Consider the following 19,943-nt stretch of genomic DNA (forward strand, 5'->3'; position numbering starts at 1 on the left):
AGAACTAACATGAAATTCAAATACAAAAGTATAATCTTAATTGCGTTGCTGAGCGCTGCCGGATTATCATCCTGCGACACTGAATTCCTGGATGTGACACCGCCAACAGAGATTCCGACAGAAGAAGTCTGGAAAGACGGAGCGCTGGCAGAAGGTTTTGTAACGGGTATTTATGCAGGACTTCAGCAAGGCGGTTTTAGCGAACAAATGCTCGCTTCTCTGACTGATGAAGCCGTTTTTACCCACACCGGGCGTAACATTAACACGGTCAATGAAGGAAGTTTGAGCCCTTCCAACCTGGGCTGGGTGGATGACACTTATGGCTGGGGACCTATGTATTCGCGTATTCGGGCTACAAACCTGGCGATTGCCAATCTTCAGACTGCGACTTTCACGGATGAAACGCTTAAAGCGAGACTGAAAGGAGAGGCGTATTTTCTGAGAGCGTATTATTACCAGCAATTGGCGCGCTACTACGGTGCGGTGCCTTTGATCAAAAAGGTTTATGCATTGAACGAAGATTACAGCGTTCCGCGTAACACCTGGGAAGAATGCATTCAGTCTATTGTAAGTGACTGCGACAGTGCTGCATTGCTGATGGACGGCAAAACGCTTGTAAAAGGTCGCGCGTCGAAAATCGCTGCTCAGGCTTTGAAGGCGCGGGTTTTGCTTTATGCTGCAAGTGATTTGCACGACATTCCAACAGCAAAAGCGAAGTCAAGTGTAATTGCAGCTTATCCGAATCCTGAATTTTTGGGATATCTTTCAGGCGACCGCAAAGCGCGCTGGACTGCTGCGCAAGCTGCTGCCAAAGCTGTTGTGGATGCAGGGGCTGCGAGCGGTTACAAGCTGAACTTGTCAGCTCCAGTATCGGCTGCCGAAGGAAAGCTAAACTACATTTCCATCGCAATGGCCGGTGCAAGTGCGGACAAAACACTCGACCCATCTGCTGCTAGTGAAATCCTTTTCGGACGTTATTTTACGCCGAGTTTGGGTGAAGGTGCGCGTCAGACTGGTTTGAACAATGGTCCTAATGGTTACCACAACTGGGCTGGCAACACGCCGATCGGAACGCTGGTTGATGATTACGAACTAATGGACGGAACATCTTTCAGCTGGACAAATCCAACGCACAAAGCTGCTCCTTACAAAAACCGTGATCCTCGTTTCTATGCGACCGTAATGTTTGACGGCGCTGACTGGAAGCCACGTCCTTCGGATGCGAAAGATCCTGCAAACCAGATCCAAACAGGCGCTTATGACCTGCTGGACGACAAAAATGCATTGATCAACCGCAAAGGACTGGACACAAGAAGCTCTTCAATCGAAGACTGGAACGGAAGCCGGACTGGTTATTACATGCGCAAGTTTATCGATCCAAACCCAGCATTGTATGATAACACCGACCGTCAGAACATTCCATGGCCGTTTTTGAGAATAACTGAAAGCGTTTTCAACTACATTGAAGCGAGCATTGAATTAGGTCAGGAAGCAGAAGCACTTGGCTGGCTTAACAAGATCCGTTTCCGTGCAGGGATGCCCGCATTGAAAGTTACAGGTGCTGCTTTGAAAGAAGCATATCGCCACGAAAGAAGAATTGAAATGGCATATGAAGAGCAGCGTTACCACGACGCACGCCGCTGGATGATCGCGAAAGAGACATTAGGACGTCCTTTGGCATACATTAATGTGTTGGGTAAATTCAAAGCAGGCAAGTCAATGAAAGAGCCATATCATTACGATACGACTGTTTATGACTACACCTACACGCCGGTTGAAGAGAAATCTCATGAAAACCGCACTTGGGTTGACAAAATGTATTTCCGTCCGTTCAGCCGCGATGAGATCAACAGAAATGCCAAACTGGTGCAGAATCCAGGTTATGATAAATAGTTAGTCCTCGCTTTATTAGTAAATTTGTGGAACTATGTCTTCGTTATGAAGGCATAGTTTCTTTTTTACATTCAGTTCAACCTTCGTGGTCTTTTTATGAAGCCAATAAAATCCTGGTATCCAGGTGTTATCGTGCTGATTTTCATTTTGTCCTTGCTTAATTGTGATAAATCCGGCGATTCCGGACAAGCGAAAGAGGGCAATGATCAGCCGCCATTATTCACGCTATTGCCAGCGGAAAAAACCAAAATTGATTTTGCTAATACACTCACGGAAGGCCTCAATACGAATGTGTTGATGTACGAATATTTTTACAATGGCGGTGGCGTCGCAGCCGGCGACCTCAACGGCGATGGGCTTGACGATATTTATTTTACCGGAAATATGGTGCCCAACAAACTGTATCTGAACAAAGGGGAAATGCAGTTTGAAGACATTACCATAACCGCAGGCGTTATGGGGCGTGAAAGACCTTGGAAAACAGGCGTGACCATGGCCGACGTAAATGGCGATGGCAAGCTGGATATTTACGTTTGCTATTCCGGCAATGTGTCTCCCGAAAGCCTGAAAGACCAGCTTTTTGTAAATAAAGGCAATGATGCAAACGGCATTCCGCAGTTTGAAGAATCCGCTGAGAAATATGGCTTGGGAGCGCCCAGCAACAGCACACAGGCCGCTTTTTTTGATTTTGATAAAGACGGTGATCTGGATATGTTTTTACTAAATCACAATCCAAAATCTCTTCCTATACTCGACGAAGCCAGCACAGCTGATTTGCTTAAAAAAGATGATCCTATTGCAGGATTGAGGTTTTTTAGAAACGATCCGAAGCCAGACGGGACACCGTTTTTTTCTGACATTACTAAAAAGGCAGGCATTCACAGCTCGCCGCTAACTTATGGATTGGGCATCGGCATTGCAGATGTAAATCAGGACGGCTGGCAGGATATGTATGTTTCTAACGATTATTCCGTTCCTGATTTTTTATATATCAATAACAAAAACGGCACTTTTACCGATGCGCTCGATGCCTCCATCGGTCACACTTCCCATTCTTCAATGGGCAATGACATTGCAGATTTTAACAACGACGCACTTCCGGATATTTTCACACTCGATATGCTTCCGGAAGACAATCGCCGCCAGAAATTGCTGCATGGACTGGACAATTACGAGTTGTTTGATTTCAATGTAAAAGTGGGTTTTCATCACCAGTATATGCGCAATATGCTGCAACTGAACCAGGGACTGGGAGGCAAAAGCAAGGTGCCCGTTTTCTCGGAAGTAGGGCAGTTGTCGGGCGTTTCCAACACGGATTGGAGCTGGGCGTCGCTGTTCGCAGACTATGACAATGATGGCTGGAAGGACTTATTTATCACTAATGGAAACCTGCGCGATTTCACCAATATGGATTTTGTCAAATTCATGGGCGATCGTCTGAAACGCATTGAAGGGCAGGTTAGGCGCGAAGATGTGCTGGAAATGGTGTATCAAATGCCTTCCTCCAACATGAAAAATTATCTTTTTCAAAACAGAAAAGACCTGACTTTCATCAATGTTGCAGACCGTTGGGGATTAGGCGAAATTTCCAACAGCGGCGGCGCAGCTTATTCAGATCTGGACAATGACGGAGACCTCGATCTGATTGTGAACAACATTAACAAGCCAGCATTTATTTACCAGAATGACGGTGATAAGTTGTTGAAAAATAATTATTTAAAAGTAAAGTTGGACGGAGACGGACAGAATAAGTTTGGGATTGGCGCCAAAGTCATCATTTATAACAAAGGGCAAAAGCAATATCTTGAACAAATGCCGACGCGCGGTTATCAGTCGAGTGTATCACCCATTTTGCATTTCGGTTTGGGTAAGCAAAGTGTTGATTCACTGCTGGTTGTGTGGCTGAATGGCAAACAGGAGAAAGTTATAGCGCCCAAGATAAATGCGTTATTAACATTATCCGAGAAAAACGCGAAGACGGAAAAGTCTAAACCCAATTTAACAGCGCCGGTTTACACAGCGGTGCAATCGCCGATAGCTTATAAAAGCACTGCCAATAACACCAACGATTTCAAACGCCAGCCTTTGCTGATCAATCCTATTTCGTTTTCGGGACCATGTCTGGTCAAAGGCGATGTGAATGGCGACGGCTTGGAAGATGTGTTTGCAGGCGGCGGCTCCGGAGAATCGGGTAAGCTCTATTTACAACAGAAAAATGGAAGTTTTTCCAGCAAACCGGTTGCTGCTTTTGACGCAGATAAACAAAGTGACGATACGGATGCAGCCTTTTTCGACGCCAATGGTGACGGTTTTCAGGACCTGTTTGTGTGCAGTGGCGGTTATGCCGCATTCATGCCCGAAGATCCGCTTTTGCAAAGCCGTTTGTATTTGAATGATGGCAAAGGAAATTTTACCAAAAGCGCGGGAAGTTTGCCTAAAATGATCACCAGCACAAGTTGCGTGCGCGTGGCAGACATTAACGGAGATGCGAAACCGGATCTTTTTGTAGGCGGCCGCGTAATCCCTGGACGATATCCTGAAACGCCTAGAAGCTACATTCTGATCAATGACGGAAGCGGAAAGTTTTCGGATCAGACCAGCCAGTTTTCGCAGGAACTCGCCAGCATTGGCCTGGTTACCGACGCCGTTTGGACGGATTTGAACAATGATAAAAGACCAGATCTTGTCGTAGTAGGCGAGTGGATGCCGGTTACCGCTTTCATCAATGCGAATGGCAAGCTTGAAAACAAAACGTCGACTTATTTTGCCAAGAATTACACTGGCTGGTGGAATAAAATCCTGCTCAGCGATATGAATGGGGATGGGAAGGACGATCTTGTCATTGGAAATCTGGGTTTAAACAGTCAGTGTAAAGCCTCTGATGCTGAGCCGGTTGAGATGATTTATAAAGATTTCGACGACAACGGTTCCATCGACCCGATCATGAGCTTTTACATTCAGGGCAAAAGTTATCCTTATGTCACACGCGACGAAATGCTGGATCAAATGAGCATCATGCGGACGCGCTTCCAGGATTACAAAAGCTATGCGGACGCAACTACGAAAGAGATTTTTACAGCCGACGAACTCAATGGAGCCAAGGAATTAAAGGCTAATTATCTGAAAACGGCTTACTTCGAGAGAGCCGCAGATGGAAAATTCGTTGAGAAAAGTCTTCCTTTCCAGGCACAAGTGGCGCCGGTTTACACCATTACGGCGGTCGATTATGATCAGGATGGAAATAAGGATTTGCTGCTTTGCGGTAATGTCAGCCGGGCAAGACTGCGATTTGGTAAATATGACGCTAATTATGGCGTTTTATTGAAAGGAAATGGCAAGGGGCAGTTTGCTTACATTAGCCAGGACAAGTCCGGTTTTAACTTAAAAGGTGATGTGCGGAGTGTGCTGCCGGTTGGTGAGAAGCTGCTGTTTGGAATTAATCAACAAGAAATTAAAGCGTATCAAATTGGTAAAGTTAAATAGCATTTTTTTGGTCGTTTTATGCTTTCTGGCAGGCTGCAAAAAGGAAAAACCTGCGAGAATTGATCCTGATGCGATTAGTCATATAACGGCCAGCATGACCGACATTATGGTGCACGATGTGACGAATCCGCCATTGAGTGCACGGTTTTTCGCTTACGCATGTCTGGCCGGATATGAAGTGGTTTCCCAAAATGATACAGCTTACAAAAGCATGCACGGCGTGCTGAACGATTATCCAAAAATGGAAAAGCCGGCAGTTGAGGAGCACGCAGCCGAGCTTAGCGCCATATTGGCAATGATTGAAACTGCCAAGAAAATGCAGCCATCCGGCGCATTATTGGAAGCCTATCAAAAGAAATTACTTGATTCGTGCAGGAAAGAAGGGGTCAGCGATGCGATCATTGCCGGTTCTCAGGAATATGCCGTGGGGATCAGCAAGCAGATTTTGAAATATGCCAAAGCTGACAAATACAATCAGATCAGCAATTATCCAAGATACGAGCCGCAGCGCGCGACAGGAAGCTGGTATCCGACGCCACCGGGCTATTTTCCACCCGTGGAGCCTTATTTCAAAACCATTCGTTCGTTCACGCTGGATTCCGTTTCACAATTCCGGCCTGCGCCTCCGGTTCCTTTTTCGGAGGACAAAAACTCTGCTTTTTTCAAATTAATGAAGCAGAATTATGATGATAAAAAGGAAGCGCAGCACCGGGTTATGGCAGCATTCTGGGATTGCAATCCGTTTGCACTGGAAAATCGGGGACACTTACTCGTCGGAATGAAGAAAATATCGCCGGGAGCACATTGGATGGGCATTACTGCCATTGCATGCAAACAAGCCAAAGCCGATTTTTCAAAAACATTGCTCGTCAACACCGCCGTTGCCATTGGATTAATGGACGGATTTATGGCGTGCTGGGACGAAAAATACAGAAGCAACCGAATCCGTCCCGAAACCGCCATCCGCAAATACATTGATCCCACCTGGACACCATTCCTGCAAACCCCGCCTTTCCCCGAATATCTGAGCGGACATTCGGTAATATCGTCATCGTCGGCAGTGATCCTGACCCATTTTTTCGGAGATAAATTTGCTTATACAGATACTGTCGAAGAACGTTTCGGCCTGAAAGCGCGAAAATTCCCATCCTTCATCGCCGCCGCAGAAGAATCCGGCATGTCCCGTTTCTACGGAGGAATCCACTTCATGGACGCCATCGAAAACGGTCAGAAACAAGGTCTGGAAGTGGGGGATTGGGTGGTTAGGAAGCTTGGGGAGTGAAGCGATCATCGCAACCTAGTAAATCCAAAGTTCAACTTTGGATTTACTAGGTTAATGACTAAAAAGTAACTTCCAGCTCATCCAAAAGCCGCTTGGTGTAAACATAGCCGACTTCAAACAGCTGCCCCAGCTTTCGGAAGTCGAAGATGTTGAATTTGCTTAGTTCTGGCGGTTCGATTAACAGGTTGCATTTTTTGAAACGTTCCTTGGTTTTACTGTGCATGGCCAGGATCAGGCTTCGGTAAATGATTTCGGTTGTTTTTTTGAGCGGTTTGTCTAATGTAAAAGGGTTGCAATGGATGCCGATCAGATAATCGGCTTCATTCATGATCGGCTCCACGGGCAGGTTATTCAGCACGCCGCCATCCACAAGCTCATGTCCCTGAAAAAGGATGGGACTGAACAAGCCGGGAATACAGCAGGAAGCCAGCACGGGAATCGCCAGTTGACCGCTGCGAAAATGCAGTTCTTCACCCGAAACAATGTCCGTGGCTGTAACGACCAGCGAGGTTTTCAATGATTCAAATGTATTTTCAGGAATATATTTACAAAGCACCGCTTCAAGGCGGTTCATTTGCAAAAGGCCATTTACACCAAATCCAAGCCTGATATAAGGGTAAAAGCTTGTCTGAATGATCAGTTCAATAATCTCATCTGGCGAGTGGCCATGTGCCAACATTGCCCCAATAAACGCCCCGGAACTTGTTCCGCTGATGATGTCGGGCTGCATTCCAGCTTCCATTAATGCTTTCACCGCGCCAATGTGCGCAATGCCTCTTGCTCCGCCACCGGATAACACCAATCCAACTTTCATATTACGAGATAAATTCGCTTAAAGCGCCGCGTTGCCGCAATGCTATGCCCCGATCCGTTTGCTCTACAACAGCTGCTTCGAAAACAGGATCGTGTTCAAATAATAAAATGCAATTTTCCGCCGCGGCCATTTGCAAAACCTGCTGTTTTTCCTCCAATGTCGTCAACGGACGCATATCATAGCTCATGATCCAGGGTAACGGAATGTGATAGGACGAAGGCAGTAAATCAGCCGCGTAAATGATCTTCTGACCCTGATATGCAATCACAGGAAGCATCATTTGTTCCGTATGCCCGTCCACATGAATGAAATCGATGGCAGGAAATGGGGATTGCCCTTTTTGAAGAAATTGCAGCTGCCCGGATTCTTTCAGCGGAAGAATGTTATCCTTCAAAAACGAAGCTTTCTCTCTCGGATTCGGATTAACAGCCCATTCCCAATGTGCCTCATTAGACCAATAAATCGCATTCGGAAAAGTGGGCAATATGCGAGTTCGATCCGCATTATATCGTGCAGCGCCTCCGACGTGGTCAAAATGCAGGTGGGTTAGGATGACGTCTGTAATGTCCGTTACGTCATAACCGCAGTTGCGAATCGAAGAAATCAAAGTTGCATCGCCGTGCAGATCGTAATGACCAAAAAACTTCTGATCCTGTTTATCACCCAGTCCTGTATCAATCAAAATGAGCTTGCCACCATCTTCAATCAGCAGGCAACGCATGGCCCAGCTGCAAAGATTTTTCTCATCTGCCGGGTTATGCTTGTTCCATAATGTCTTCGGCACAACGCCAAACATGGCGCCGCCATCCAATTTGAAATAGCCGGTGTCAATGATATTGATTTTCATTCGGGAAAGTTACCGAAATCGGTCAGAGATCAAAAAGTGATAATAATGTTATCGGAAAGGATTTATATCACAAAGGGGTTTTGAGTCTCCATTATGATTGCATTTATTATGAATATTAATATAACGTTTTGTTAAAAATTAATATGGCAATATAAAATTTGTATTGAAGCATAATCCTCGTTATTTTTCGAATGTAACATTCCTTAGCCCGTCTCCAATGAACCGCAGAAATTTTTTTGAAAAAGCATTACCCGCAACCTTTGCATTGGGTGCAGTTGCATCGTCTTGCGCCCCGAAAACGCAGTTACAATATCCTGACAAGCATTTCCACATTGGCCGAGGTTATCATCAGATTCCCAAGCTGAGACTTTCGATGGACCGGATCGTCAAAGAAACGGTGGGTCTGCGTCCGTTCCGGGCTTCCGGTCCGCGACTGGATGTGGAGCAGGTTGGTAACAAAACCATTGTACATAATTATGGGCATGGCGGCAGCGGATGGTCGCTTTCGTGGGGAACGGGCAACATTGCGCGAAAAAATGTGCTGGCCACAAATGAAAAAAAAAGTGGCCGTGCTCGGATGCGGAACGGTCGGCATTGCAACCGCGCGATTGTTGCAGGAAAGTGGCTGCGAAGTGACGATTTACACAAAAGATGTCCCGCCCAATATCACCAGTAACCTCGCAACCGGAACGTGGTCACCCGCTTCTCGCGTATGCGATGTAAAGGTTGCTAAGCCGGAGTTTAAGGCCATTTGGGAAGAAGCAACGCGCTTTTCTTTCCGACGCTTCCAATTCTTTTTAGGATTAGACGACATTGCCTGCTGGGCTGAGGAATATGGCGTTTTTAAAGAAATGCCCGTTTATACGCCAGGAGCAGGCGGCGAGGATTTTGAAATTCATGGCCTGATCCCTGAACGCGTAAAGCTGGAAGCAAAAGAACATCCGTTCAAAGCCGCACACGTTACCCGCCGCACAAACCTTATGTTCAACATTCCAAGTTACTTACGGCACCAGTTGCAGGATTTTACCATGTTTGGCGGCAAAGTAAAAATCCAGGAAATCAAGACATTGGAAGACATTGACGCATTGTCAGAAAAAGTGATCGTGAACTGCATGGGACTTGGGGCAAAACCTGTTTTTAATGATCAGGAGCTTACGCCGGTTTCGGGCCAGTTGTCTTGTCTGATCCCGCAAAGCGATGTGAATTATAAGTTATATACTCAAAGGTGCGAACTTCATTTCGAGGAAAGACGGCATTTTTATTGGCAGCAATGGGATTGTCGGGAATTGGGACACGACGCCAAGTAAGGAGCAGACGGAAAAGACAGTGGGGATATTGATGAAGCTGATGGAGGAGATGAAGGGATAAAAAAAGCACCAAGCCAGAGCTTGGTGCTAGCGATATATTAAAATGAGCTTCCGAGGCCGATGATGATTCCGGCTTGCAGCGTAAAGAACTTGCTGGAATTGTTGAAATCAATGTTGCCTGCGTTGCTGACGCGGATCGAGTTTTCGTTTCCAAAAACAATGTTATAAGCGCCTTCTGCGAATATGCCAAAGGTTTTTCCCAATGGAATCTGAAAACCGACTTTCGGTGCGATACCAAAATTGGAGGCTGTCGCTTCTAAATTTCCGCTTTTCAATTTCAGAAAATAGACGCCAGCTTCTGTTCCAATGTAAGGACGCACGCCCTTTTCTGTGAAATAATATTCAAGCAAACCTGAAACCGGAATGATAGAACTGGAAGTTTCAATGTTGGCTGTGCTGGGCGTGATTTCAAGGTCTTCTGTGAAAATTTTACCGGTTGCACCCACTGCAAAATGTGGCCCTAGGAAAAAGCGCAACTGAGCGCCGCCGCCCCATAATCCATTGGAAATATCACCCTGGTCTGAGAAGCCGTAAGATCCGTGAAGGGCGATGGATGGCTGAGCTGACGCCTGACCGTAAAGGATGCTGCCAAGCAACATCAGAACGAACGTAAGAAAAACGTTTTTCATAATTGATTGTAGTTGATGATAGATAAAAATTGCTTTCCATCAACCATTCAATTATTGTGCCTGAGCATTGGGGAGCACATTTCCGTTGTCAAGCTTTAGGTTCTTCCTGCAAATGATATCGCCTGCGGATTTCATTTACCAAAAACTTTTTTTGCGCCGTAAAACTATCCGGATGCATCGTTGAAAACAGGTTTTCCCACTCGCTGAAACGCACATGATCCTTGGTTCTGAATGCTTCCGGATCTATTTTTTTCAGCTTTAAATACGCTTCAAATTCCATTGTCTTTATTTTTGCGCAATATATGCGCATACTTTTGCATATTCTTTTAAAAACGTTGAATCCAATATGAAAATTGACTTACGCAGCGATACAGTCACAAAACCTACCCGGGAAATGCAGGAAGCCATGTGGGCGGCCGAAGTAGGGGACGATGTATTGGGCGACGATCCGACGGTAAATGCGTTGCAGGAAAAAGCTGCACGGCTTTTTGGCATGGAAGACGCGCTTTTCTGTCCGTCGGGAACAATGACCAATCAGCTCGCCATTCGCGTACATACGCAGCCCGGAAGCGATGTGATCTGCGATAAATATTCGCACATTTATCTTTACGAAGGCGGCGGCATTATGCTCAATGCATTGTCGTCCGTCAAGCTGCTTGATGGCGACCGCGGAAGGCTGACAGCCGCTCAGGTTGCGGGAGCAATCAGTCCCGAGCACGACATTCACTCAACCGTAACGCGGCTGGTTTCATTGGAAAACACTATGAACAAAGGTGGCGGCTGCTATTATGATTTCAAGGAAATTGAAGCCATTAAGGAAGTTGGTAAAGCGCACAACATTCCGCTTCACCTCGACGGAGCGAGGCTTTTCAATGCATTAGTCGAAACGGGCGAGAGTGCGCTGCAATATGGACAAGCATTTGACAGCATTAGCATTTGTCTTTCCAAAGGTTTGGGATGCCCGGTCGGCTCGCTGCTGCTGGGAACGCGTGCGGTGATTAATAAAGCAAGAAGATTCCGCAAAGTAATGGGCGGAGGCTGGCGGCAAGCTGGTTTCCTCGCAGCAGCCGGAATTTACGCGTTGGATAACCACGTCGAACGTTTAAAAGAAGACCACGCACGGGCAAAGATCATTGGCGAAATGTTCAGTCAGTTGCCCGAAGTCGAGGATATTTTTCCAGTCGATACGAACATTGTGATCATCCGCCTGTCCAGCGATATTTCAGAGGCTGATTATGTTCAAAAGCTAGCGCAGAAAGGCATTATGGCAGTTGCTTTTGGTAAAAACCTCGTGCGTTTCGTCACCCACCTTGATCTCACTGACGATCATTTGCAAGAAATGGAAAAGCGGATTGCTTGATACATTCCGGGGCTAAACCTCCGGAAATGAGCTCTTCATATTCGTATTCTGAATTCGGGCCCTGGTAAATGACCTTCATGCCCACCAGGTCAGCGACATATGTGTGAATTCCCGCAGCGCCAAGCTCTTTCAGGAATGTAGGATAATCAATGGCAACATCCTGGAAGCGCTTAATGGCTGCTTTTACAGATTCCAGTTCAAATGTTTCTGCACATTCAAACTCGGGAATGTCACCGGGAATGACCAGTTTTTCACCAATAACGGATGTATAAGTACGTTTGTGGTTTTTGACTTTGACCTCATAACTTTCCACCCCGATCGCTTTCAGGTTTTTTATAAAAAAAGGATATGCCTGCCCGGCTGACCGCTGCTCGGCAGATCTGATTATCTAGTCGGTTAGTTCGATCATTTCCATATTCCAATGCTTTTGTAAGTCCAATTGTTTCAGCCTAAAATAGCCATGCCAGCCTGATTTAAGCAATTTTGATATTTATTAACTAATTCGCAAGCTGTTGATTGCGACCACCCATTCATCCCGTTTACACACCGGACAACTTGCTGCTCCCTGCTCCAACTCTTCAACATTGCCACAAAATGTGCAAGCATGATGCCCATTTTGCGCGATCCGTTTTGCTTTTTTGTGATAAAGATCAGGCGTAAGCGGAAGCCCGAACCTTACGTCTTCATCTTTGAAAAAATAAACGCTTACTTCGCCCGATGGTTCGAGATAGGCTGTCCGGACCTGGCCTAAATGTTCAACGCTTTTAACGCGGAGCTCTGAGAAAAACTCATCCTGCGCGAGCGTTTCCTTTTTGAATGCATTGATTGAAAACCGGCCTTCCTGAATCAGACAAACCGTTTTTCCTTCAACCAATCGTTCAAACCATTCACTTTTGCCGGTTAACCACGTTACAAAGCGATAAAGCATAATGATGGTTGTGAAAACCACCAGCGCCGGTATAATGCCCACGTCTTCATAAAACATCGGGTCACCTGCTGCTGAGCCCAATGCAATAATGATAACCGTTTCAAAAACAGATAGTTGCCTTACGCCGCGTTTGCCCGTTACACGCAATGCGATCAGCAAAAACGTAAACATGATCGTCGAGCGCACCACGACTTCTATCAAGAAAGAGGAAGGCAATTCGTTCATTAAGAATCTTTCCCACTCAAAAATTTCCTTCATGCAATGTTGGTTTAAAATTTCGCTCAGTAATGCAGTTCAAACGCAACGTCTTTGATGCCCCTTTCGCCTTTAATGTCTTTGATAGGCGCTTCAATATTGTAAATATTAAGCAGTTTCCTCGCCCGATCGAATTGAAACGCATAAGTTGTTCCGCTATTTGTCGCCGAACTGAATGTAATATTATTGGAAATCGGATGGACTTCGCCTACGCAATCGCCACTGAAACACAATTCATAATTTGTGAAATCAGGGAAGTCCGGTCACCTTTCCGTTTGCATCAAAAACAACGTTCTTTTCAGTTGCCTTTCCTTTTTCGAAAAGCGAGTAAGAGCCAGCGATCATTTCCTCATTCAGCTGCGTCGGGAAGTTCCAATGTCCGCTCACAACTGCATTTTTAACAAACATTGAGTTCTCACTTGACTGCTTCCAGGCGCTGTCTTCCAGGATCAGCTGCTTGCTGTCGTCGATGGAAAACAACATATCCTTTTCCTGCAATGCCTTTTTGATCGCAAACTTTTTTCCTGATTTGGCATAAGCCAATGTTGCCTCTTCAAATCCGTAAAACACTTTTACACTATCCGCACTAATGAAGTCAAGCTCATAAGCATAGGTGTTAATTGTGCCTGGAATCGAATCTTTTGCGGTTTCCAGAAAAGTGCGGTTCACGTAATGTCCGCTTACTGCATTGTCGTCGTTATCCGTTTTCCCGCTGTCGCAGGCAAGCATCACAATACTGCATATTAAAAGGGCAATTGATTGATAAAGAGGGGTAAATTTCATGATAGGTTGTATAGTTATGAAAAAGATGTTACTCGACCATTTGGTTGGTAAAGTAACATCTTAATCTTAACTAATGTTGATATACGCTTAAATTCGCGCTTAATGAGCCATGTCGTCGTCTTCCGGATGATGCACGATCAGCGAGCTTCTTGTGTCCAGCTTTTTGATCATTTCATTGGACATTGCATCGGCGTAAACGCCATAACTGCTTACTAATGTGCCTTTTAACCCATCCTTTGATTCAATAGCATATAAAATCGACATATCGGAAGGGTTTGTCATGCCTTCGAAGCGGTAAACTTTGATAATGTCGAAGTCTTCTGGCGAAAGCGTCAGGCAAATGCCGTCGTCTTTATGCACTTCCAATGCGTGCGCGGTCATGTTGAAATCGTATGTATAACCTTCCGCCTGTAAATCTTCGAGTGTCTCAATGAGCGTATCGGGTTCGCTCATGTTTTTATTGGATGGATGCGGTTTTTTCTCCTTATCCTTATCTGATCCTTGCAAATCCATATCTATTTGGTTTAAGGTTAGTGTTTTATTAAAATGTCAGTCGAGCTGACAATGAATATCTTAAATGTGTTGAAGCAATTTTGAACTTTGGCGTAATGAATTTCTGCGTCAAAAGCAGAAACGAATAGTGCCTTTTTAGTGCAAACCTGAAAAAAGTATGCCTTATAAGTAAGCTTGCGGTAAATTGTTCCTGCTGTGATTAATGCAGAGATTTCTTCTGCAATTGTTGAAAAACAATCGTGAACATTTTGAGGTGCTTTGACCTCAATTTGCTATAATATGTAGAATGAAGCGGGTTTTTTATTCAGGACGATAGTTTAATAAACCCGTGTTGTAGGCCGCGAAGCAACCCAGGCCGCCGCTGACATTGGTGTAAATCAATGTTGGTTCAATGAATGGATTGTCAGAATTACCGCGCATTTCCAGGGAGCGGTGATATTTAAAGTAATGCACGTCCGTGTTGTAAATTTCGAGCATTAACAAGGCAATTTTGGCCTTCGGATAAACGGTGAACTCGTTTCCATTCCCATAATTATACACAATCACATTAGGCAGGACCGTCCGGCCGATCGGTGAAGTAAATGCAGCGCCGTCCAGATTGCCGTCACTTTGATAATCATTGCGGCCAATGGTTTCGTCCCAGTTAAAGGCAAAGCGGTTTTTGACCCTTCTTTCCTTGAATGTTTCTGCACTATTTCCTTCTGCAACACTATATTCCAGGTCTACGTATGCTTTTACACGATAATAATTGGTGTCGGCAGCAATATCCGTCCAGGTCATTTGAACGGTCAGGGACGTGTCCTGTTCGAATAAGTTGCTTGAAAATGATGTGTCAATTTTGAATGATGATGCCCGGACCTGTTTGTCGGGAACGGTGCAAACGGCAGTTGCGACGCGCGTGCCGTCGGACACGAAAAGTGAGTAAGTTTTGGAAGCAACAATCGGGAAAATAGCGCTGTCAATGCTGTATAAAGCACTTGCCGTGTCGTAAGGAATTTCAACTTCCCTGGAACCATCGGAGATTTTAACAAGCGCATTACGCACAACGCCGCCCTTATTGGTCGTCTCGCTGAACAACGGAACAGACTCAGTCACAACAACATTAATGCGTGGAGATTGCGGAGAAATGAAAGATTGGATCACCAGCTTCGACTCCGTTCTTGGCAATTTATCAGCCGGAATGTCCGTAATCAGCGACTCGCATGCAGATGCAGCAATTGTGAGCAATAATAATATGATATGGGAAAATTTCATGGCGGTCAAAACTTGAAATTGTAGCTAAAATAAGGAAGCACGGGAAACAACGAATAGCGTTTCAATGTGCTTTTGCCTGAGCCGGTTGAGCCATTTTCGGTGTCATCAGAATCAATGTCGTAGAAAAATGGATTTCGGCGGTTGTAAACATTGTACACACCAAATCTCCGAAGTGCGCTCGTGGCGCTTTTTCTGCTTGTGAAACTGGATTGCGAAGTCCATGCGGTGGAAAGGCTCAGCCCTGAAACTGTTTTTCTGGCCATATTCGCTCACCGTAGGTCCATTCCAGCTTACGACTGGTTTGTTGTTTGGATTAAAGCGCGTGATGAAATTGTCGCTGACGCCCTGATAAGTGGCAACGGGTAAAGTAAGCGCATTGCCCGTTCCGTAAACCCATGTTGAAGAAAGGGTTATCCGCTTGTTCACCTCGAAAATGCCTACGACAGAAAGGTCGTGTCTGCGGTCATAGCGTGGGAAAAATGTTTTGCCAAAGTTCAATTCCGGGAATTTCCAGTAAGTCCAGGACAATGTGTAACCAATCCAGCCAGAAAATCTTCCCGTTTTTTTCTGGATCAAAAACTCGCCGCCGTATGACCAGCCCTTGCCCGCCGTAACATTGTCTTCCCAGCTGAGTTCGTTCGCATTTTCACCATTGATGCTCAGAAACGACGAGCCTTCTTTTGTAGTTGAGAATGTTGTCCCCATTCGTTTGTAATAACCTTCCAGGGTCAATGTCAGCGCAGGTCGTTCAAGATCTTTGGCCAAGCCCATAGCAACTTGTTTTGACTGCTGCGGAGCTACGCGGTCGGTTGTAGGAACCCACAAATCGGTTGGAAGCCCCAATCCGGTGTTGGAAAGCAAATGCACATATTGGTTCATTTGCGCATAGGACGCTTTCAACGAAAAGTCCTGCGCAAGCCTTAATGCAGCAGACAAACGCGGTTCGGGACGCACATATGTCTTGGTCGATGTTTGAAAAGCGCTAACCCGAAAGCCGCCGTTGATCTTCAAAGCTTCCACCGGCTGCCACGTGTCTTCAATGTAGGCGCCTGCTTCCAAAGTGTTGATCGGCCTCGCTGAGCGTTCGATGGGATTGTCGATAAAAGAACCTTCAATGGCCAATGCGGAAGGAATAAACTTGTGCTGCGTCACTTGCGCGCCGAATTTAATGGCATGCTTGGACGAAGGATATAAGTCGAAATCGGTCTTAATGCCGAAATCCCTGATCCGGGAATTATAGTCTAAGCTAAACTCGTCTTCCGTGGCGCCGTCCCCATTGATTTCTTTGGAATAACTGGAAACACCGAAGTTGAAATTGCTGAATATGAGTGAGGTGTTTACAAAAAGCTTCTGACTGATCACGTGGTTCCAACGCATTGTGGCTGTCGTATTTCCCCAATCGAGCCCTGCGCGCGTTTCAGAATCGGAGCTTTCTTCGTCAACGTGAAATTTATCCCGTCCAAAATATCCGCTGACATAAAGCTTGTCTTTTCGGCCGAGGTCGTAATTCATTTTGGCATTAAGATCATAAAAATAATAACCTGGCCTAACCTGGCTTTCGTCCCCTTTTTGGGATTGCTTAATGAATGGAGAGGCCAGCAAATCAATGTAGTTTCTGCGTCCGGAGATCAGGAATGATGATTTTCCTTTGAAATGGGCCCTTCCAATGTAAGTCGGGAAGATATTAGCCCGATCCCGCCTTCGCCATGCAGCTTATCTTTGCTTCCTTCTTTCATATTCATTTCCAAAACCGACGAGAGTCTCCCGCCATAGCGCGCCGGGAAGCCGCCTTTGGTTAACTCTACGCTTTTTAAGGCGTCACTGTTGAAAATGGAGAAAAATCCGAAAAGGTGATTGGCATTGTAAACGACCGCATCGTCGAGAATGATACGATTGATCCGGCCCGCCGCCGCGCACGTAAAGTCCGGTTTGTCCTTCGGTGCCTTTTTGCACGCCCGGCATGAGTTGCAGCACACGTAAAACGTCTTTTTCACCAAAAAAAGCAGGCACTTTTTTGAGCTGGGCAATAGGAATTTCGATCTGGCTCATCTGCACCGACCGGCTCACATAATCATCCTGCCGCCGAGCTGAAACAACGACTTCTTCAAGCTGGTTAATGGTCGCTAAAAAGATGCTCAGTTCAAGATTTTAGCAAGACTGATTCGTAAATCGGTTTTTTCGTAGCCAACAAATGAAAACGAAAGTGTGGCGCTGTCGGAAGCGGGAAGCGTAAGCGAATAAAACCCGTAAGTGTTTGTTACTGCGCCATAAGGCGTGCCTTCAATATAAACATTAACGCCCGGCAACTGCTCCTGGCTGCCTTTTTCCTTTACAAAGCCACTGATTGTAACCCGTTCCTGTGCAAAGATCGTTAGCGAAAAAAGCAAAAACGAGACGGTCAGAATCTAGCACATGGCAGCGGAATAACGGTTTTTTGTAACGACTCCTTCGATAATAGAGTATAGATCATAGTAAAGGGTAAAATACACAATGGACAAACCTTCCGCTTGCCGTATATACTCCTTTTTGCGCCGATTGGATCAAATGTTTGCTGCTATGATTTTGCGAGTCCTCTGTTTTCCAGTAAATATTTTTCGTTCGGATTTTTGCCGCGGAATGATTTATAAAGATCCTTTGGCTCGCCTGTTCCGCCTTTTTCAAGAATGTTTTTTCTGAATGATAACGCAGTTGCGGGATCATCTTTCCCGTTTCTTTAAAAGCAGCAAATGCATCGCTATCGAGCACTTCTGACCAGATGTAACTGTAATAACCGGCCGAGTAACCGCCGGCGAAAAAATGTGCTGAAAATAAGTGCTTCTGTAACGCGGAGCGATCTGTTTGATCAGCCCAAGATTTGTCGTCAGCTGCTCCTCAAATGTGTTGGGTTCAAACTGCGTGGGTTCCATATGATAAAAGAGGTCGAGCAGGGATGCCGACAAATATTCCACCGTTGCAAATCCTTGATTGAATTTGGACGCATTTTTCATTTTCTCAACTGCTTCGTCGGGAATCGTCTCGCCGGTTTGATAATGTTTGGCGTAAAAATTCAGGACTTCCGGTTCAAATGCCCAGTGTTCCATGATCTGTGACGGCAGTTCCACAAAGTCGCGCGGAACCGAAGTGCCGGACAGTGTTTCATATTCAACATTGGACAGCAAACCGTAATGCGTGACCGAATTCGTGAAAGAATGTTTCCACTTCCTCCGCAGTCAGTAAGACGGGATTTTCACCGGTTTTTAGCTGGCATAATTGCAAACAATGGACACGATAGGAGCAATTCGCTGGCCATTTTTAACGCTTTGCTTGCGATAGGAAGTCATCCAAGCACCGCCTCTTTTTGATTTTCGCGTGAAAAAATCCATGTAAAAAATGCCCGTCAGATCACCATTGGCCTCACACACTTCATAGGCAATCACATCTTCGTGGTATTTTGGAATGTCTTTAATTTTCGTAAAAGTTAATCCGTAAAGGTTTTGAACGACGTGAAATATGCCGTCCCGGACATTATCCAGCTGAAAATATGGTTTCTTCAATGCTTCGGCGTCAAAATTGAATTTTTCTTTCCGAACCTGATCGGCATAGTAAGCCCAATCCCACGCTTCCAGCTCACTTTCAACGCTTTTGCTATTCATTAAGTCCTGCATATTCGAGGCTTCTGATTTAGCGACGGGTAAAGCTATTTCCCAAAGATTATGCACGAAATTGAAGGCTTCATATTCACCCTTAGCCATGCATTCTTCCAAAACATAATCGGCATGGCTCGTGTAACCCAACAACTTAGCCCGCTCAGCGCGTAATCCGACAATCTGCACTACGATTTCCTTGTTATCTAGTTCGTCGTCATGATTGCATCGACTTGTGTAAGCTTTGTACATGGTTTCCCGCAGCGACCGGTCATCAACATATTGCAAAAACGGCATGACGCTCGGCTGGTGCAGTGTACATTTTCCAGCTCCCTTCCTTTCCAGCGCGCCTTCGCCAGTTCTGGCGAAGCATTGGATTTAATGGATTCGGGCAATCCTGAAAGTTGAGATTCATCGTTAATGATCAACTCGAACTTGTTCGTTTCAGCCAACAGATTTTGTGCAAAACGGACTGTTAGGACAGATAATTGCTTGTTAATGTCCCGCATTTTTGTCTGCTCGGCATCATTCAGGATTCGCCCCGCTTCTTACAAATGCTTTGTATGTTTTTTCCAGCAACCGCGCTTGTTCTGGGCTGAGATTCAGACTTTTTTGCGTGTCATTGATCGCCTTAACACGGCGGAATAAATCTGGATTGAGATAAACATTGTCGCTATGATGGGAAAGTTTGGGCGCAATTTCTTTTGAAAGTGCTTCAATTTCAGGATTTGTATTGGCCGAAGCCAGATTGAAAAACACTGAACTGACGCGGGTAAGGAGGTCGCCGCTCCGTTCGAGTGCCTCAATTGTGTTTGCAAATGTAGGCGTTTCATCGCTGTTCGAAATGGCCGCAATGCTTTCTTCATGGTCGGCTATGCCTTGTTCAAAAGCCGGCAAAAAATGTTCAGGTTG

At 45.6% G+C, this 19,943-nt stretch carries 19 protein-coding genes and 2 pseudogenes; 6 read left to right on the plus strand and 15 right to left on the minus strand.

The features are described from left to right. The first annotated feature begins 9 nt into the window (after window positions 1-9). The 3 genes from AC0IYG_RS12045 to AC0IYG_RS12055 all read left to right on the plus strand — a co-directional run bounded on the left by AC0IYG_RS12045 (window position 10) and on the right by AC0IYG_RS12055 (window position 6,658). The gene (locus tag AC0IYG_RS12045) at window positions 10-1,893 is read left to right on the plus strand and encodes a RagB/SusD family nutrient uptake outer membrane protein (RefSeq protein ID WP_471711312.1); all 1,884 of its coding nucleotides are present in this window, start codon (window positions 10-12) and stop codon (window positions 1,891-1,893) included. Between the two features lie 96 nt (window positions 1,894-1,989). Then, window positions 1,990-5,376 (plus strand): VCBS repeat-containing protein, encoded by a 3,387-nt coding sequence (locus AC0IYG_RS12050; RefSeq protein ID WP_471711313.1) that lies wholly within the window; start codon window positions 1,990-1,992, stop codon window positions 5,374-5,376. Then, window positions 5,360-6,658, plus strand: a complete 1,299-nt coding sequence (locus AC0IYG_RS12055; RefSeq protein WP_471711314.1) for a vanadium-dependent haloperoxidase — start codon at window positions 5,360-5,362, stop codon at window positions 6,656-6,658. The genes AC0IYG_RS12050 and AC0IYG_RS12055 overlap by 17 nt, the downstream gene beginning before the upstream one ends. A gap of 58 nt (window positions 6,659-6,716) precedes the next feature. Here the strand turns inward: AC0IYG_RS12055 and AC0IYG_RS12060 are convergent, their stop codons facing one another. Continuing rightward, a complete protein-coding gene (locus tag AC0IYG_RS12060) occupies window positions 6,717-7,472 on the minus strand; it encodes a patatin-like phospholipase family protein (protein ID WP_471711315.1) in 756 nt (251 codons plus the stop codon). A gap of 1 nt (window position 7,473) precedes the next feature. Next, window positions 7,474-8,319, minus strand: a complete 846-nt coding sequence (locus AC0IYG_RS12065) for an MBL fold metallo-hydrolase (RefSeq protein WP_471711316.1) — start codon at window positions 8,317-8,319, stop codon at window positions 7,474-7,476. Window positions 8,320-8,536: 217 nt separating this feature from the next. Here AC0IYG_RS12065 and AC0IYG_RS12070 point away from each other — a divergent pair, with 217 nt between their 5' ends. Both AC0IYG_RS12070 and AC0IYG_RS12075 read left to right on the plus strand, forming a co-directional pair. Further along, window positions 8,537-8,995, plus strand: coding sequence for an FAD-dependent oxidoreductase (locus AC0IYG_RS12070; RefSeq protein ID WP_471711317.1), 459 nt, complete (start codon window positions 8,537-8,539; stop codon window positions 8,993-8,995). Beyond that, window positions 8,889-9,626 (plus strand): FAD-dependent oxidoreductase, encoded by a 738-nt coding sequence (locus AC0IYG_RS12075; RefSeq protein WP_471711367.1) that lies wholly within the window; start codon window positions 8,889-8,891, stop codon window positions 9,624-9,626. Before AC0IYG_RS12070 ends, AC0IYG_RS12075 begins: the two co-directional genes overlap by 107 nt. A gap of 98 nt (window positions 9,627-9,724) precedes the next feature. Here AC0IYG_RS12075 and AC0IYG_RS12080 read toward each other — a convergent pair whose 3' ends face one another. Further along, on the minus strand, window positions 9,725-10,315 hold the full coding sequence (locus tag AC0IYG_RS12080) for an outer membrane beta-barrel protein (protein WP_471711318.1): 591 nt from the start codon (window positions 10,313-10,315) through the stop codon (window positions 9,725-9,727). Window positions 10,316-10,403: 88 nt separating this feature from the next. Continuing rightward, window positions 10,404-10,595, minus strand: coding sequence for a hypothetical protein (locus AC0IYG_RS12085; RefSeq protein WP_471711319.1), 192 nt, complete (start codon window positions 10,593-10,595; stop codon window positions 10,404-10,406). A 66-nt stretch (window positions 10,596-10,661) separates the two neighbouring features. Here AC0IYG_RS12085 and AC0IYG_RS12090 point away from each other — a divergent pair, with 66 nt between their 5' ends. Beyond that, the gene (locus AC0IYG_RS12090; RefSeq protein ID WP_471711320.1) at window positions 10,662-11,675 is read left to right on the plus strand and encodes a threonine aldolase family protein; all 1,014 of its coding nucleotides are present in this window, start codon (window positions 10,662-10,664) and stop codon (window positions 11,673-11,675) included. On the opposite strand, the gene AC0IYG_RS12095 is transcribed toward AC0IYG_RS12090, so the two are convergent. The 11 genes and pseudogenes from AC0IYG_RS12095 to AC0IYG_RS12145 form a co-directional block, all read right to left on the minus strand. Beyond that, window positions 11,632-12,063 carry a DUF1398 family protein gene (locus tag AC0IYG_RS12095; protein ID WP_471711368.1) on the minus strand — a complete coding sequence of 144 codons (432 nt, stop codon included), beginning with the start codon at window positions 12,061-12,063 and terminating at the stop codon, window positions 11,632-11,634. The two genes, AC0IYG_RS12090 and AC0IYG_RS12095, sit on opposite strands and share 44 nt — an antisense overlap. 105 nt (window positions 12,064-12,168) lie before the next feature. Further along, window positions 12,169-12,861, minus strand: coding sequence for a DUF421 domain-containing protein (locus tag AC0IYG_RS12100; protein WP_471711321.1), 693 nt, complete (start codon window positions 12,859-12,861; stop codon window positions 12,169-12,171). A 23-nt stretch (window positions 12,862-12,884) separates the two neighbouring features. Further along, complete coding sequence (locus tag AC0IYG_RS12105) at window positions 12,885-13,091, minus strand: hypothetical protein (protein ID WP_471711322.1); 207 nt, start codon at window positions 13,089-13,091, stop codon at window positions 12,885-12,887. Between the two features lie 16 nt (window positions 13,092-13,107). Then, window positions 13,108-13,641 carry a hypothetical protein gene (locus AC0IYG_RS12110; protein ID WP_471711323.1) on the minus strand — a complete coding sequence of 178 codons (534 nt, stop codon included), beginning with the start codon at window positions 13,639-13,641 and terminating at the stop codon, window positions 13,108-13,110. A gap of 99 nt (window positions 13,642-13,740) precedes the next feature. Next, on the minus strand, window positions 13,741-14,154 hold the full coding sequence (locus AC0IYG_RS12115) for a hypothetical protein (protein ID WP_471711324.1): 414 nt from the start codon (window positions 14,152-14,154) through the stop codon (window positions 13,741-13,743). Window positions 14,155-14,454: 300 nt separating this feature from the next. Continuing rightward, on the minus strand, window positions 14,455-15,408 hold the full coding sequence (locus tag AC0IYG_RS12120) for a DUF4249 domain-containing protein (protein ID WP_471711325.1): 954 nt from the start codon (window positions 15,406-15,408) through the stop codon (window positions 14,455-14,457). 5 nt (window positions 15,409-15,413) lie between these two features. Then, window positions 15,414-17,813: pseudogene (locus AC0IYG_RS12125) on the minus strand (TonB-dependent receptor). Window positions 17,814-17,874: 61 nt separating this feature from the next. After that, window positions 17,875-18,509 (minus strand): annotated as a pseudogene (locus AC0IYG_RS12130) (M3 family metallopeptidase). A 40-nt stretch (window positions 18,510-18,549) separates the two neighbouring features. Further along, a complete protein-coding gene (locus AC0IYG_RS12135) occupies window positions 18,550-18,663 on the minus strand; it encodes a M3 family metallopeptidase (RefSeq protein WP_471711326.1) in 114 nt (37 codons plus the stop codon). Continuing rightward, on the minus strand, window positions 18,645-19,328 hold the full coding sequence (locus tag AC0IYG_RS12140; RefSeq protein WP_471711327.1) for a M3 family metallopeptidase: 684 nt from the start codon (window positions 19,326-19,328) through the stop codon (window positions 18,645-18,647). The genes AC0IYG_RS12135 and AC0IYG_RS12140 overlap by 19 nt, the downstream gene beginning before the upstream one ends. Before the next feature lie 228 nt (window positions 19,329-19,556). Then, window positions 19,557-19,928 (minus strand): hypothetical protein, encoded by a 372-nt coding sequence (locus tag AC0IYG_RS12145; protein ID WP_471711328.1) that lies wholly within the window; start codon window positions 19,926-19,928, stop codon window positions 19,557-19,559. Between the last annotated feature and the right edge of the window lie 15 nt (window positions 19,929-19,943).

The organism is Dyadobacter sp. AC419 (assembly GCF_979253085.1).

Bases quoted from the DNA above. Each gene is read 5' to 3' on its own strand.
- AC0IYG_RS12060 (WP_471711315.1), bottom strand. From the start codon at position 7,472: ATGAAAGTTGGATTGGTGTTATCCGGTGGCGGAGCAAGAGGCATTGCG.
- AC0IYG_RS12100 (WP_471711321.1), bottom strand. From the start codon at position 12,861: ATGAAGGAAATTTTTGAGTGGGAAAGATTCTTAATGAACGAATTGCCT.
- AC0IYG_RS12110 (WP_471711323.1), bottom strand. From the start codon at position 13,641: ATGAAATTTACCCCTCTTTATCAATCAATTGCCCTTTTAATATGCAGT.
- AC0IYG_RS12115 (WP_471711324.1), bottom strand. From the start codon at position 14,154: ATGGATTTGCAAGGATCAGATAAGGATAAGGAGAAAAAACCGCATCCA.
- AC0IYG_RS12045 (WP_471711312.1), top strand. From the start codon at position 10: ATGAAATTCAAATACAAAAGTATAATCTTAATTGCGTTGCTGAGCGCT.
- AC0IYG_RS12065 (WP_471711316.1), bottom strand. From the start codon at position 8,319: ATGAAAATCAATATCATTGACACCGGCTATTTCAAATTGGATGGCGGC.
- AC0IYG_RS12140 (WP_471711327.1), bottom strand. From the start codon at position 19,328: ATGCCGTTTTTGCAATATGTTGATGACCGGTCGCTGCGGGAAACCATG.
- AC0IYG_RS12090 (WP_471711320.1), top strand. From the start codon at position 10,662: ATGAAAATTGACTTACGCAGCGATACAGTCACAAAACCTACCCGGGAA.
- AC0IYG_RS12050 (WP_471711313.1), top strand. From the start codon at position 1,990: ATGAAGCCAATAAAATCCTGGTATCCAGGTGTTATCGTGCTGATTTTC.
- AC0IYG_RS12070 (WP_471711317.1), top strand. From the start codon at position 8,537: ATGAACCGCAGAAATTTTTTTGAAAAAGCATTACCCGCAACCTTTGCA.
- AC0IYG_RS12085 (WP_471711319.1), bottom strand. From the start codon at position 10,595: ATGGAATTTGAAGCGTATTTAAAGCTGAAAAAAATAGATCCGGAAGCA.
- AC0IYG_RS12080 (WP_471711318.1), bottom strand. From the start codon at position 10,315: ATGAAAAACGTTTTTCTTACGTTCGTTCTGATGTTGCTTGGCAGCATC.
- AC0IYG_RS12120 (WP_471711325.1), bottom strand. From the start codon at position 15,408: ATGAAATTTTCCCATATCATATTATTATTGCTCACAATTGCTGCATCT.